Here is a 12,954-nt window from a genome sequence, read left to right as displayed (position 1 = left end):
CGGGGCATCGTCAGTCGAGCAGCCGATCCCGCAGGCGCTCCCGTGTCTCGGGGGCCAGCCGCAGGCCCTGCTCCAGGTACGTGTCGACGCCGCCCCACGTCTCCTCGATCGTCTCGAAGGCCGCCGTCAGATACTCGGCGCGCGCGTCGAACAGCGGGCTGAGCAGCTCCATGACCTCGGGCGAGTAGGCGGAGGCGTCGCTGCTGCTGCGGCGCACCTTGTAGCGGCGGTGCTTGGCGTTGGACTCCAGGTAGTCGGCGACGATCGCCTCGCGCTCGACGCCGAGGGCCAGCAGCGTCACGGCGATGGACAGACCCGCGCGATCCTTGCCGGCCGCGCAGTGCATCAGGGCCGGGACGCTGTCCTCGGCGAGCGAGTGCAGTACCTGGGAGTGCTCGCCGGTGCGCTCCTTGATGATCGAGCGGTAGGAGACGATCATCCGGTTCGCGCCCTTGCCGTCCGCCAGTATCCCGCGCAGCTGGTCGAGGTCGCCGTCCCGGACCATCTTCCAGAACTCCGCGCCGTCCGCCGGGTCCGAAAGCGGCAGGTTGACGTTGCGCACGCCCGGCAGCTCGACGTCCGGTCCTTCGAGCTTCTGGTCGGCCGCGTTGCGGAAGTCGAAGATCGTGTGCAGCCCCAGGGAACCGAGGAAGTCGGCGTCCTCGACGGTCGCGTGCGCGAGGTGGCCGCTGCGGAAGAGCACTCCGTGCCGCACCCGTCGTCCGTCCACTGTGGGCAGGCCGCCGACATCACGGAAGTTGCGAACCCCGGCCAGTTCAGGCTCGGTCGACGGGATCTGCTGCGTCACGGGGGCTCCTCCCGGTCGGCCCCGGCGGCGCGGCTCGGCGATGCGGCCGACGGGGTGCGCTCTCGACCATACGACATGGATTCCTGAGGCAATGAGTTGTCCACAGGCGCTGTCACGGCGAGCCCTTCCGGTGCTCCGACTGTGGGACATGGATCCGACAGTGGCGTGCGAATGCCTTGAAACGGGCGAAATTCACTGAAGGGTCTTAATGGTGCATCACGGGCTTCACGTCGGCTTCGAGGGCGACCTTGATGTGCCAGTTATTCGACTCCGTCACATCTAGGTGTTCTGTCCGAATTGGCGCCTTCATTCCAACTCGCTCTGCAATAAAGAAAGCTGGAGCAGTGTCACGTGAGCAGCGTCATATCCGTGACAGTGAGTCGCCCGTCATGTCCACGTAATTCATGCCCTTTTCAAGGGACTTTGAGCCGTACGGCACTCACATATTTCACGGACCGTGACGGTTAATTCCCACAAGGGATCAACGGGAACGCATTCGGACGGAACCTCTCACTTGTTCCCATGCGTCTTCCTCGCTTACGTTCACGACCAATCCGGACGGACGCCCAATCCTGCCGCCGCTCGGATTCCGCGCAAACTCACCCGTGCACGGCAGGAGCGGGGGACCCACAGGTACAACCGCCTGTTCCGGTCTCCGGAACGGCTAGGGGTCAAGTCGCGCCACGGCGCGGCCGGGCATCTCCAGCCCGCACCCGACAGCTCACCTCGCAGGCGCCGGAGAGGAATTCGTCATGCCCGCGAAGGGTAAGCATCGCCGTCCGAAGTCCCTGCGCTTCACCCGCTCCATCGCCGTCGCCGGAACCGGTGGCGCCGCTCTCGCTCTTCCGCTCATGGGAGCCACCGGCGCCCACGCCGCTCCCTCGCACTCCGTTTCGGAAAAGGCCGTTCAGTCCCTTCCGGTCGCCGGCCAGAAGGCTGTCGAGAAGAAGGCCGCCCCGAAGAAGACGGACGTGCGGACCTATTCGGTGAAGGTCGGCGATTACCTTTCGAAGATCGCCGACGAGCAGAACGTCAGCGGTGGCTGGAAGCAGCTCTACGCCGACAACCGTGAGACCGTCGGCGCCGACCCGTCGCTGATCCACCCGGGTCTCAAGCTCACCATCGGTGGCAAGAAGGCCGCGACGACCGCCCCCAAGACGTCGTCCTCCAAGCCCTCTTCGGCGTCCAAGTCGTCCGCGAAGGACTCGTCCGCCGCGAAGCCCGCCGCGCCGAAGAAGGCGCAGAAGGCGACCACCGCCACCAGCACGGTCAACGGCTTCTCCGCTCCGCTGACCGGCGCCTCCCTCGGCACCGCCTACAAGGTCGCGGGCAGCATGTGGTCCAGCGGCTACCACACCGGCGTCGACTTCGCCGCCGCGACCGGCACTCCGCTGAAGGCGGTCGGCGCGGGCACCGTCGTCTCGGCCGGCTGGGGCGGCGCCTACGGCAACCAGGTCGTCATCCAGCTCGCCGACGGCCACTACGCCCAGTACGCCCACCTGTCCTCGCTCTCGGTCGCCGGCGGCCAGACGGTGACCGCGGGCCAGCAGATCGGCCTCTCCGGCGCGACCGGCAACGTCACCGGCCCGCACCTGCACTTCGAGATCCGCACCACGCCGGACTACGGCTCGGACGTGGACCCGATCGCCTACCTGCGCGCCAAGGGCGTCGCCATCGGCTGACGCGCGTCCCACGCGAGAACCACCTGCCTGACACGCGGCCGAAGGCCGGACCCCGATCCCCGGGTCCGGCCTTCGGCATGTTGCGCCCACAACACCCCTGTTCACAGGGTTATTCCACGTTTGGCGAACACTTTAGGAGTGGCTTATCTCACCGCTCGTCAACCTTTTCCTACGGTCGCGTAGGTCACATTCGAAAGGGAATCATGTGCCGATGTGGCAGACGATTCGAAGAGTGACAGCAGTGCAGTGATCGGGTCGTACGTTGCGGTGGGGGACAGCTTCACCGAGGGCGTCGGCGACCCCGGCCCCGACGGGGCATTCGTCGGCTGGGCGGACCGGTTCGCGGTCCTGCTGGCGGACCGGCGCCCCGAGGGCGACTTCAACTACACCAACCTCGCCGTGCGCGGCAAACTGCTCGACCAGATCATCGAGGACCAGCTTCCGAAGGCCGCCGAACTGGCCCCGGACCTGGTCTCGTTCTGTGCGGGCGGCAACGACATCATCCGACCCGGAACCGACCCCGACGAGGTCGCCGAGCGCTTCGAGCGGGCGATCGTCCGGCTCACCTCGGCCGTCGGCACCGTCATGGTGACGACCGGCTTCGACACCCGTGGCGTGCCCGTGCTGAAGCATCTGCGCGGCAAGATCGCCACGTACAACGGACATGTGCGGGCCATCGCCGACCGGTACGGCTGCCCGGTGCTCGACCTGTGGTCCCTGAAGACCGTTCAGGACCGCCGCGCCTGGGACGACGACCGGCTCCACCTCTCTCCCGAGGGACACACGCGCGTGGCGCTCCGCGCCGGTCAGGTCCTCGGCCTGGAGATCCCCGCCGACCCGGACCAGCCCTGGCCGCCGCTCCCGCCCCGCGGCACCCTCGAGGTTCGCCGGGACGACGTCCACTGGGCGCGTGAGTACCTGGTGCCATGGATCGGCCGGCGACTGCGCGGTGAGTCGTCGGGAGATCATGTGACGGCCAAGGGCGCCCTGTCCCCGGACGACATCAAGATGCGGATCCGATCGGTGGCTTGAGCGCGGTTCGCGAGCGACCGGTGCGTCCGGGCCGTACCGATGGCTGATCGGTGCGGCCCGGACGTATGTGGTCACACCTATGTGGTCACACCACATACGCCCTCACCGGTTCGACGCCGTCAACGCCTTTCGCTCCAGCCCGAGTTCCCGGGCGAGTGCCTCGTCCACCCACTCCTGGGCGCGCGCGCGTGAGACCGCGCCCGGGTACGACGTGAGCTGTACGGCGAGCCCGTCGAGCAGAGCCGTCAGCCGCAGGGCCGACCCGTGGGGGTCCGGGCAGTGGAACTCCTCGGCGGCGACGCCCTCGGCGATCACCTCGGTGATGGCCCCCTTCCACTGCCGGTCGAGGTCCCGGGTGACCTCCTGGAGCGCGGGTTCCCGCAGGGCGGCCGCCCAGCCCTCGATCCACAGCCGCCACCCCTTGGCCTGACCGGTCGGCGCGTACCAGCGCACGGCCGCCCGCAGCCGTCGCAGTGCCGTCGTGCGCCGCCCGAGGATCCGGCGCAGATGGGCCAGGTCGCCTTCGGCCGCATGGGTGAACGCGGCCGCGACGAGCTTTTCCTTGGTGTCGAAGTGATACAGCACCAACGCGTTGCTCACGCCGAGCACCGAGGCCACGTCGGCGATCCTCACCGCCGCCACGCCCCGCGCCTCTATCTGTTCGACGGCGGCCCGCAGCAACTCCTCACGCCGCTCCGCCACGCTCAACCGCACTCTTGCCACGTCGTCACCCTAGAGCGTCCTGGAGCGTCAGCACCGACCGGTCCCGGGGGGCGTCACCGGTGCCGACCGAACCGTTCGGCGATCAACGGCAGCCGCTCCGCCGCGATGGCGTGCGCGGCGGCCCGCGGAGCCGTCCCGTCCGCCTCGGCGCGGGCCAGGGTGAGGTCGGTCAGGGCCCGCATGGAGCGTCGTGTGTGGGCGAACGCCTGGTCCGCGTCCGGGCCGATGTCCCCGAACAGCGTCCACCACCACCAGGCGTTCGTGCCCGAGTTGACCACGACGTCCGGCAGTACGGTGATGCCGCGCGCGGCCAGCAGCTCCTCCGCCTCCGGTCGTACGGGCATGTTGGCGGCCTCCGCGATCCAACGCGCGGTGATGCGGCCCTGGTTCGCGGCGTCGATCACGTACGACACGGCCGCCGGCACCAGCACCTCCGCCTCGGCCGACAGCCAGGCGTCGCCCGGCAGTTCGCGGTCCCCGGGACGCAGTGCGGCCCGATCGACCGTGCCGTAGGCGTCGCGTGCCGCCAGCAGGCTCTCGACGTCGAGTCCGGCCGGGTTGGCGATCGTGCCCTTGATGTCGGCGACGGCCACGACGGTGAGCCCCGCGCGCGTGAGGAAGCGTGCCGTGGCCCCGCCCATGGTCCCCAGGCCCTGCACGGCGGCGCGCGTCCTCCAGTACGGCACACCGGCCCGGTCCAGCGCGGTCAGCACCGACTCCGCGACCCCGCAGCCGCCGACCAGCTCGTCGAGCCCGATGCCGTCGACCTCGACCGCGAACGCCTCCGCGAGCCGCCGCCGGGCACCCACCTCGTCGTCGAGCAGCGGGTACACGGCCTGGACGGACGAGACGAGCCCCGCCTCGGCCATGGCCCGGTCGACCACGTCCTGGGCGAGGCCGAGATCCTCGCCCGTGGTCCAGAAGTTCTCGATGTACGGCCGCATGCTCCGCAGGTAGCGCACCAGGAGCCCGTACGCCTCCGCGTCCCGGGGGTCGCAGTCGATGCCGCCCTTCGCGCCGCCCAGGGGGACGTAGCGCGCCTGGGGGTCGTAGTGCAGGGCCTCCTTCATGCTCATGCCCTGAGCCAGCCCGGTGACCTCGTCCAGCGTGCAGCCCGGCCGCATCCGCAGCCCGCCGCTGGCCACGCCGCGCACCAGTCGGTCGACGACCAGGAAGCCCTGACGGCCGGTGACGTGGTCGGTCCAGGTGAGGGACAGCAGGGGGGTGGTCATGGGTCCTCGGGGTGGTTCCAGGGCGATGCCGCGGGCCGGCTACTACTGAACGACGAGTCAGTATCGGAGGTCGGTGGGGACATGTCAATGTGATGGATGGATCTCTGTGGACGCGGGGCGCCGGACCTTCCCGACCAGGGGGGATCCGAAGGTGTCGGAGGGGCCGCCCATAATGGAATTCCTCACCGAATCCAGCTGGAGGTACCGTGGCCGGTTTCCGATTCCCGAGCTCCGGGCTGCGCGCCCTGCGGCCCGAGGCCTTCGGCGTGGATCCGAGCGGTGAGCGCATGGCGCGTATCCGCAGATCACCGCACTTCAAAGACGGTGTATTCCAGAATCCGGGGGGCGAGGCCAGGACCAGGCCGTCCGGGTCCATGCTGGAGTTCGCCAAGGTCTTCTTCGACAAGGACACCCGGCCCCGCCGGACCCCGAAGGGCACCGTGCCGGTGCACCCCACCACCTACGCGGACCTGGCCAAGCCGCCCGCCACGGGACTGCGTCTTACCTGGATGGGGCACTCCAGCATCCTCGCGGAGATCGACGGCCACCGGGTCCTCTTCGACCCCGTGTGGGGCGAGCGCTGCTCCCCGTTCCCCTTCGCGGGGCCGAAGCGGCTGCACCCCGTGCCGTTGCCGCTCGCCGCCCTCGGCCCGGTCGACGTGGTCGTCATCTCGCACGACCACTACGACCACCTCGACATGCCGACGATCAAGGCGCTGGCCGACACCGACACGGTCTTCGCCGTGCCGCTCGGCGTCGGAGGCCACCTCGAACACTGGGGCGTGTCCGCCGACCGGCTGCGCGAGCTGGACTGGCACGAGGCGACCAAGGTCGGCGGGCTCACCCTGACCGCCACCCCGGCCCGCCACTTCTGCGGCCGCGGACTGCGCAACACCCAGCACACGCTCTGGGCGTCGTGGACCGTCGCCTCCGACGAGCACCGGATCTACCACAGCGGGGACACCGGCTACTTCGACGGCTTCAAGGAGATCGGTGCCGAGCACGGCCCGTTCGACGCCACCATGATCCAGGTCGGCGCCTACTCGGACTTCTGGCCCGACATCCACATGACGCCGGACGAGGGCGTCCGGGCCCACCTCGACCTCCAAGGCGGCGATCCGACCGCGGGAGTCATGCTGCCGATCCACTGGGGGACGTTCAACCTGGCGCCGCATCCGTGGGCGGAGCCCGGGGAGTGGATGTTGCGAGCCACCCGCAAGGCCGGAGTCACGATGGCGGCTCCGCCCTGCGGCGAGCCCTTCGAGCCGGCCTCCCTGGCGCCCGTCACGCCGTGGTGGCGAGAGGTCACCGAGGCGCCCGCCGAGGGGTGGCCGGCGTGGCCGCCGGTGGCTCCGGCGCCGGACGGCACACCGGTCTCCTAGCGCGACCACCGGCGAGGAACGACCCATGGGGGCGCGAGGGGTGACCTTCGCGCCCCCATGTGGCATTTCACGCGGGGCGCGTGAAGGTGTGCCAGGGCACTCGCGCGGCACCGCGCGCCGCTACTGTCGGTGATGCTCTGGGGGTCGGAGCATCGGGTGTCCGAGGTGCTGAAACGTCCCCACCGGGGCGGTCGGGGGTCGGGAACGAGACGCCGTCCAGGGGTGGGGCTCGGAAAGTGCCCCGTCCCTCACCTTTTCCTCGTGACCACTTCTGACCAGGTCCGATCGTTCGATTGCTCCTTGTGGGCGAACGGTGTGACGGGTTATCGATCTGTCGTACGAGACCTCATACCAGAGCGGGACGCTGCCTGCGGGAGTTTGTCAACTGCCCACCGCACTTGATGCGAAGGCGACTACTGTCAGTGTCCGTCGGGCGACGCGGAGCCGAATTCGTCGACTCTGTCGACCGACATCGCGATGGCGCACGCCCCGGGCCGCGCAGACCGCGCGCACCCCCAGGCCCCCGACCGACGGACCAGTACGAGGACCCCGATGTCTCATCTACGCGCCCCGGCCGCACGCGCAGACCGCCGTGAGGGCGGGCGGCACGGGCGCCCGGCCGCCCGCACCGCACCCGCGCTGCCCGAGACCCATATACGGCCCCAACTGCTGCGGCTGGCCGTGCTGCCACCCGTCGCGGTGACCCTCAGCGCCTGCGCGGCCGTGCTGTTCGTGCTGCGCTCCACGGCCACCCGGCCGAGCCTCACCCTGTGGGCCGTGCTCGCCGGCGCCGTCTCGGTCACCCTCGCGGGCATCGTGATCGCCGCCGTGGCCGCCAACCGCACCGCCAGATCCGTGAACGACCGCATCCGCGCACTGCGCCGGAGCAGCGCACGTGGCGAGGCCGAACTGCGGACCCTGGTCGAGACAATGCGACGCGGCGAAGCACCGCCGAAGCGGAAGTCCCGCAGTGGCCCGCCCGAGGGCGCCGACGACTTCGAACTGCTCGCCGCCGACCTGGCCCGCGCCCACGACGGCGCCGTCACCGCCGTCGTCCAGGCCGCGCAGCTCTCCAGCCAGGCGGGCAGCGAACAGAAGCTGGAGGTCTTCGTCAATCTCGCCCGGCGCCTTCAGTCGCTGGTGCACCGGGAGATCTCCATCCTCGACGAGCTCGAGAACGAGATCGAGGACCCCGACCTGCTCAAGGGCCTCTTCCACGTCGACCACCTCGCCACCCGCATCCGGCGCCACGCGGAGAACCTCGCCGTCCTCGGCGGCGCCGTCTCCCGCCGGCAGTGGAGCAACCCGGTCTCCATGACCGAGGTGCTGCGCTCGGCCATCGCCGAGGTCGAGCAGTACTCACGGGTCAAGCTCGTGCCGCCCATCGACGGCACCCTGCGCGGCCACGCCGTCGCCGACGTCATCCACCTGCTCGCCGAACTGGTCGAGAACGCCACGGTGTTCTCCGCCCCGCACACCCAGGTGCTGCTCCGGGCCAACCTCGTCACCTCGGGGCTCGCCGTCGAGGTCGAGGACCGCGGGCTCGGCATGCCCGTCGGCGAGCAGAACCGCATGAACGCCCTGCTCGCCGACCCTGACCAGGTCAACGTCGCCAGCCTGCTGGCGGACGGACGCATCGGCCTGTTCGTCGTGTCGCAGCTCGCCAAGCGCCATGGCATCCATGTACGCCTCCAGACCAACATCTACGGCGGTGTGCAGGCCGTACTGGTCGTGCCGCAGGGGCTGTTGGGGAACGAGCCGGGCGCCCGAGCGGGCGTGGGACGGGCACAGGAGCCGCAGGGGCCGGCCGGTACGGCCATGCCGCCGCAGGCTTCCTCGCAGTCCTCGCCGCAGGCACGCCGGCAGCAGGTACCGGTGTCGCCTCAGCAGCGTCGGCACGCCGCGCCGACCGCGACGGCCGTAGTGGAGAGCGGTGGGCAACGGGGAGTGGCCGAGGCGCCCCAGGGACCGTCGGCACCGCACGGCACATCGCCTCGACCGGAGCCGCAGGCCCGTGCGAGGAGCGCGGCCCCGAGCACGAACGGAACCGGACCCGCACCGCTGCCCGTACGCGGCGCCCAGGAGGAACGGGCCAACCCGTCCGAGGCCGTGCCCGGTATCAGGCCCGATGAACGCCGCCGCGTCGAGGAGAACGCCGGCACCCCGCCGAACCCGCGTGTCAGCACCGTCCGCGGCACCATGGGCAAGCCCCAACTTCCGCGCCGCCGCGCCCAGGAACACATCGCACCCCAGCTCCGTGGTGGTCCCGCACCACGGCAGGAGTCCGACCATCTCGCCGGACACGACCCGGGGCTGATGGCCGCCTTCCAACGGGGGATCGGACTGGCGGAGACGCAGCAGCACATGGAGTCGGGGCGGGGGGACGCCGAACATATGGATGCGGGGTACATGGGCCCCGACCACATGAGTCCCGATCGCATGAGCCCCGACCACAGTGGTGCCGCCCTCAATAGCCCCGACCACATGGGCGCAGGCCACACGGACTCGGCGCACACTTCGACGGCGCACACCTCGACCACCCACGGGATCACTCCCGCCTACACCCCTTCACCCCACACCACGCCTGAGACCACGTCACTCGCCCCGGAGCCGGCTCACCCGGACCCCCTGGTCTCCCAGCCCACTCGCCTGGAATCCGTACGCCCCGCGCCCAGCCGTCCGGAGCCCACGAGCCTCGACACGGCTCGCCCACAGCCCACACGTCTGCGCCCGACGTCCCTGGATGCACTCCACATGGACGTGACCTCCATGACCAGCCGGCCCTCCATGGACGTGTCGCCCATGGACCCGGCCCATATGACCGAGCCGCACCCCGGGCCCACGCCCGGTCCCGACCACACCACTTGGCCTGACGGGAGCGCACCAGCCGGATGACCACGACCGTGACCAGCTCGAAGTCCGCCTGGTTGACCACCCCCAACCCCGGCGCTCCCGCAGACCTTCGTACCTCAAGGAGTCGATCCACCATGGCGAGCGAAGCGCCGACCGCCCATGTCTCCGATCTCGACTGGCTGATGAGCGGCCTCGTCCAGCGGGTACCGCACACGACCAGTGCGGTCCTCCTCTCCTGCGACGGGCTCGTGAAATCGGTTCACGGCCTCGACCCGGACAGCGCCGACCACATGGCCGCCCTGGCCTCCGGCCTGTACTCCCTGGGCCGCAGCGCCGGCGTCCGGTTCGGCGAGGGGGGAGAGGTACGCCAGGTCGTCGTGGAGCTCGACTCGACCCTGCTCTTCGTGACCACGGCCGGATCCGGCACCTGTCTCGCCGTGCTGGCGGGCCGTGAGGCCGACGCGGCGGTGCTGGGCTACGAGATGGCGATGCTGGTCAAGAGCGTCCGCCCGTACCTGGTCACCGCACCCCGGCAGCACTCCGTCGAACCCTCGGCGTTGAGGCCTTGAACATGACGGCGGCCGGCGACGGGCCCTGGCTCGACGAAGCGGCCGGACGGCTGGTGCGCCCTTTCACCGTCAGCAACGGCCGTACCAGGCCCACCGTCGCGCTCGACCTCATGTCGCAGGTGATGGCCACCGGGGCGACCCCCCTCGGCTACCTCGGCCCCGAGCACGAGCTGGCGCTCGACCTGTGCCGCGCTCCCGTCTCGGTCGCCGAGGCGGCCGCCCACCTGAAGCTGCCGGCGGCGGTCACCAAGGTGCTGCTGTCGGACCTCGTCGACTGCGGGGCGCTCACCACCAAGCCCCCCGAGTTCCACCACAACCCGACAGACCGGGCCCTTCTGGAGGCAGTGCTCGATGGACTACGACGACAGCTCTGACCCCTTCCCCACCGCACTGAAGATCTTGGTGGCGGGAGGGTTCGGGGTAGGCAAGACGACCTTCGTGGGCGCGGTCAGCGAGATCGCGCCGCTCAGCACGGAGGAACTGCTCACCACGGTCAGCGCGGCGACCGACAGCCTCGAAGGGGTCGAGAACAAGGTCGAGACGACGGTGGCCATGGACTTCGGCCGCATCACGCTCGATCCGGAACACGTCCTGTATCTGTTCGGCACGCCCGGACAGGAACGGTTCTGGTTCATGTGGGACGAACTCTCGGAGGGCGCGCTCGGCGCGGTGATCCTCGCCGACACCCGGCGCCTTGAGGACTGCTTCGCCGCCGTCGACTTCTTCGAGCAGCGGGGCCTCGGGTTCATCGTCGCGATCAATGAGTTCGACGGCGGCTACCGGTACGACCCGGAAGAGGTCCGGGCCGCCATCGACCTCGACCCGGAGATCCCCATCGTCCGGTGCGACGCCCGGATCTCCAGCTCCGGCGTGCAGACCCTGCTGACCCTGGTACGGCACCTCATCGCCCACACACCGGCCCCCGCGCCAAGCCATGGAGCCCACATGTGACAGCCACACACACCCGCACGGAGCCGCATATGACGTACGCCCACAGGGACGGAATCCGACCATGAGCCATGGCCCACCCCACCCGGTCGCTCGACTGCTGCTGACCCCCGAGGACAAGGAGGCCCCCGCCCGCGCCCAGCGGTTGCTCCGGCTGGGACTGGGGAACCATGCCGACCCGGCCCTCGACGTCTTCGCGGACCATCTCGCCGAGCTCACCGGGGCGCCGTACGCCATGGTCAACTTCATCGACGAGAACAGGCAGTTCTTCGCCGGGCTCCACGCACGGCACCGGGTGACCCTCACGCGGGCCGATGACGACAAGCCGGAGCTGGGGCGCCATATGGAGCGAGACCATGGGTTCTGCCCCCATGTGGTCGTGCGACGCAAGGCGCTGGTCCTGGAGGATGTCTGCGACTATCCGCGGTTCGCCGGGAATCCGATCGTCGACGAGTTCGGCATCCGCTCCTATATGGGCGCGCCACTCATCGACAGCACCGGGATGGCGCTCGGCACCGTGTGTGTCGTGGACGTGGAGCCGCGGGCATGGGGGAGGGCGGGCCTGGACACCATCAAGGCGACGGCGGTGGACCTGATGGCCCGGCTGGAACGACGGGAGGCCGACGGGCTCCCGCTGCTGTGACGGCGGCTGCGACGGCCGCGGTCGCACTGGACTTGGCGTGCCCCTGACTCCTCCGTTCGCGAAGTCGTACCCCAGCACGGAACGCCTGATCCGGCGGTGGAACAACTGCTGCGACGCTGCCCGGCGCTGCTGTGCGCCCGCCGACCACAGGGGCCCCGGATCAGCCCTCAGTAGCCCCGCCACACGTTGTCGAACGCGGCGTCCTCGATTGCTCGCCGCTGCCGCACGGCCTCCAGTTCCATCACGGCGTTGCCGAGGGCGGCCAGCACGGTCGTGACCGTCTCGTCGGTGGGTTCCTCGGCGACGTCGTCCGACTCGTCACGGATGCCGACGGCGGTGGCCAGGGCGGCGAGCACCGGCTCGCCCGAGGTCCAGCGCTCCTCGGCCTGGCGCCGGGCGGCCGAGTCGACCGGCACCGTCGGTGCGGCCCGCAGTCCGAACCGGGGGCCCCGGGCCCGGGCCGTGAGCCCCACGCGCTCCAGATCGTCGACGTAGGCCGAGGACAGGCCCCGGCCCCGGCGCCACAGCCAGTCCTCGACCGACTCGTACGGTTCCAGCCGTATGAGTGCCGAGGCGGCCTCGTCCAGCAGACGGTCGCCCGTGGGCGCCTGTGCGCTGGGGGCGATCAGGTCGCCGTCCAGGACGAGGGCCCGCGCGTCGAGGAGGTCGAACACCTCCGCCGCCGCGAGTGCGAGCGACAGATCGCCTTGTTCCACTGTGTGGTCCGACGCCATGTCCAGGGTGACGATCGCGAGATCCCTTGCGGTGTTCATGAGCGGCTCCTGGTCAGTCGGCCGTGTGCGGGGCACGGGCCACGAGGCTGTTCCTCGGCGGTCCGGACGTGCTACGCCGATTCTCGCCGTCCTTCGGGCGCCGTGTGCCCTACTACCACCATGTGGTGCGGGAACCGGATTCTCAGCCCGGGGGCGGCCGCTGATCGCGCACTTCGGAGGCGGCCGGTGTGCACTCGGGACGAGGGCGTGAAGGAAAGCTGTGGCGCCGCTTAAGAAATCCTCGATGGACCGGGGGCGCCGCGGTACGGCAGATTGCTACGCGATTCCACCCCCCTCCCCGGCCGCGGG

General features: G+C 70.2%; 12 protein-coding genes and 1 riboswitch. Of the genes, 8 read left to right on the top strand and 4 right to left on the bottom strand.

The genetic code is table 11. The annotated features are described in order from the left end of the window. Positions 1-10: 10 nt before the first annotated feature. On the bottom strand, positions 11-808 hold the full coding sequence (locus tag ACFPQ9_RS02940) for a tyrosine-protein phosphatase (RefSeq protein WP_380845969.1): 798 nt from the start codon (positions 806-808) through the stop codon (positions 11-13). Between the two features lie 582 nt (positions 809-1,390). Next, positions 1,391-1,556: riboswitch (cyclic di-AMP (ydaO/yuaA leader) on the top strand. Between the two features lie 4 nt (positions 1,557-1,560). Between ACFPQ9_RS02940 and ACFPQ9_RS02935 the strand changes: the two genes are divergently transcribed. Together ACFPQ9_RS02935 and ACFPQ9_RS02930 are read left to right on the top strand one after the other, a co-directional pair. Then, complete coding sequence (locus tag ACFPQ9_RS02935) at positions 1,561-2,490, top strand: LysM peptidoglycan-binding domain-containing M23 family metallopeptidase (protein WP_380845966.1); 930 nt, start codon at positions 1,561-1,563, stop codon at positions 2,488-2,490. A gap of 246 nt (positions 2,491-2,736) precedes the next feature. Then, a complete protein-coding gene (locus ACFPQ9_RS02930) occupies positions 2,737-3,522 on the top strand; it encodes an SGNH/GDSL hydrolase family protein (protein WP_380848364.1) in 786 nt (261 codons plus the stop codon). Positions 3,523-3,624: 102 nt separating this feature from the next. Here ACFPQ9_RS02930 and ACFPQ9_RS02925 read toward each other — a convergent pair whose 3' ends face one another. Continuing rightward, positions 3,625-4,245 (bottom strand): TetR/AcrR family transcriptional regulator, encoded by a 621-nt coding sequence (locus ACFPQ9_RS02925; protein ID WP_380845963.1) that lies wholly within the window; start codon positions 4,243-4,245, stop codon positions 3,625-3,627. Positions 4,246-4,298: 53 nt separating this feature from the next. Then, a complete protein-coding gene (locus tag ACFPQ9_RS02920; RefSeq protein WP_380845960.1) occupies positions 4,299-5,477 on the bottom strand; it encodes a Glu/Leu/Phe/Val dehydrogenase dimerization domain-containing protein in 1,179 nt (392 codons plus the stop codon). 206 nt (positions 5,478-5,683) lie between these two features. Here ACFPQ9_RS02920 and ACFPQ9_RS02915 point away from each other — a divergent pair, with 206 nt between their 5' ends. The 6 genes from ACFPQ9_RS02915 to ACFPQ9_RS02890 all read left to right on the top strand — a co-directional run bounded on the left by ACFPQ9_RS02915 (position 5,684) and on the right by ACFPQ9_RS02890 (position 11,872). After that, complete coding sequence (locus ACFPQ9_RS02915; protein WP_380845957.1) at positions 5,684-6,859, top strand: MBL fold metallo-hydrolase; 1,176 nt, start codon at positions 5,684-5,686, stop codon at positions 6,857-6,859. Positions 6,860-7,411: 552 nt separating this feature from the next. Beyond that, positions 7,412-9,754, top strand: coding sequence for a sensor histidine kinase (locus ACFPQ9_RS02910; RefSeq protein WP_380845954.1), 2,343 nt, complete (start codon positions 7,412-7,414; stop codon positions 9,752-9,754). A 92-nt stretch (positions 9,755-9,846) separates the two neighbouring features. Continuing rightward, positions 9,847-10,281 (top strand): roadblock/LC7 domain-containing protein, encoded by a 435-nt coding sequence (locus ACFPQ9_RS02905; protein ID WP_030956513.1) that lies wholly within the window; start codon positions 9,847-9,849, stop codon positions 10,279-10,281. A gap of 2 nt (positions 10,282-10,283) precedes the next feature. Next, positions 10,284-10,655, top strand: coding sequence for a DUF742 domain-containing protein (locus ACFPQ9_RS02900; RefSeq protein ID WP_380845951.1), 372 nt, complete (start codon positions 10,284-10,286; stop codon positions 10,653-10,655). Further along, complete coding sequence (locus ACFPQ9_RS02895; RefSeq protein WP_030956515.1) at positions 10,633-11,232, top strand: GTP-binding protein; 600 nt, start codon at positions 10,633-10,635, stop codon at positions 11,230-11,232. The genes ACFPQ9_RS02900 and ACFPQ9_RS02895 overlap by 23 nt, the downstream gene beginning before the upstream one ends. Before the next feature lie 61 nt (positions 11,233-11,293). Continuing rightward, the gene (locus ACFPQ9_RS02890; protein ID WP_380845947.1) at positions 11,294-11,872 is read left to right on the top strand and encodes a GAF domain-containing protein; all 579 of its coding nucleotides are present in this window, start codon (positions 11,294-11,296) and stop codon (positions 11,870-11,872) included. A gap of 167 nt (positions 11,873-12,039) precedes the next feature. Here the strand turns inward: ACFPQ9_RS02890 and ACFPQ9_RS02885 are convergent, their stop codons facing one another. Further along, positions 12,040-12,645, bottom strand: coding sequence for a GOLPH3/VPS74 family protein (locus tag ACFPQ9_RS02885; protein ID WP_380845944.1), 606 nt, complete (start codon positions 12,643-12,645; stop codon positions 12,040-12,042). Between the last annotated feature and the right edge of the window lie 309 nt (positions 12,646-12,954).

The organism is Streptomyces coerulescens, from assembly GCF_042657965.1.
Taxonomy (GTDB): Bacteria; Actinomycetota; Actinomycetes; order Streptomycetales; family Streptomycetaceae; genus Streptomyces; species Streptomyces coerulescens.
The sequence above is the reverse complement of the archived record's forward strand: the minus strand, read 5'-3'. Positions and strand labels throughout refer to the sequence as shown.

Coding starts and splice junctions, on each gene's coding strand:
- ACFPQ9_RS02935 (WP_380845966.1), top strand. CDS start 1,561: ATGCCCGCGAAGGGTAAGCATCGCCGTCCGAAGTCCCTGCGCTTCACC.
- ACFPQ9_RS02920 (WP_380845960.1), bottom strand. CDS start 5,477: ATGACCACCCCCCTGCTGTCCCTCACCTGGACCGACCACGTCACCGGC.
- ACFPQ9_RS02910 (WP_380845954.1), top strand. CDS start 7,412: ATGTCTCATCTACGCGCCCCGGCCGCACGCGCAGACCGCCGTGAGGGC.
- ACFPQ9_RS02905 (WP_030956513.1), top strand. CDS start 9,847: ATGGCGAGCGAAGCGCCGACCGCCCATGTCTCCGATCTCGACTGGCTG.
- ACFPQ9_RS02900 (WP_380845951.1), top strand. CDS start 10,284: ATGACGGCGGCCGGCGACGGGCCCTGGCTCGACGAAGCGGCCGGACGG.
- ACFPQ9_RS02895 (WP_030956515.1), top strand. CDS start 10,633: ATGGACTACGACGACAGCTCTGACCCCTTCCCCACCGCACTGAAGATC.
- ACFPQ9_RS02890 (WP_380845947.1), top strand. CDS start 11,294: ATGAGCCATGGCCCACCCCACCCGGTCGCTCGACTGCTGCTGACCCCC.
- ACFPQ9_RS02885 (WP_380845944.1), bottom strand. CDS start 12,645: ATGAACACCGCAAGGGATCTCGCGATCGTCACCCTGGACATGGCGTCG.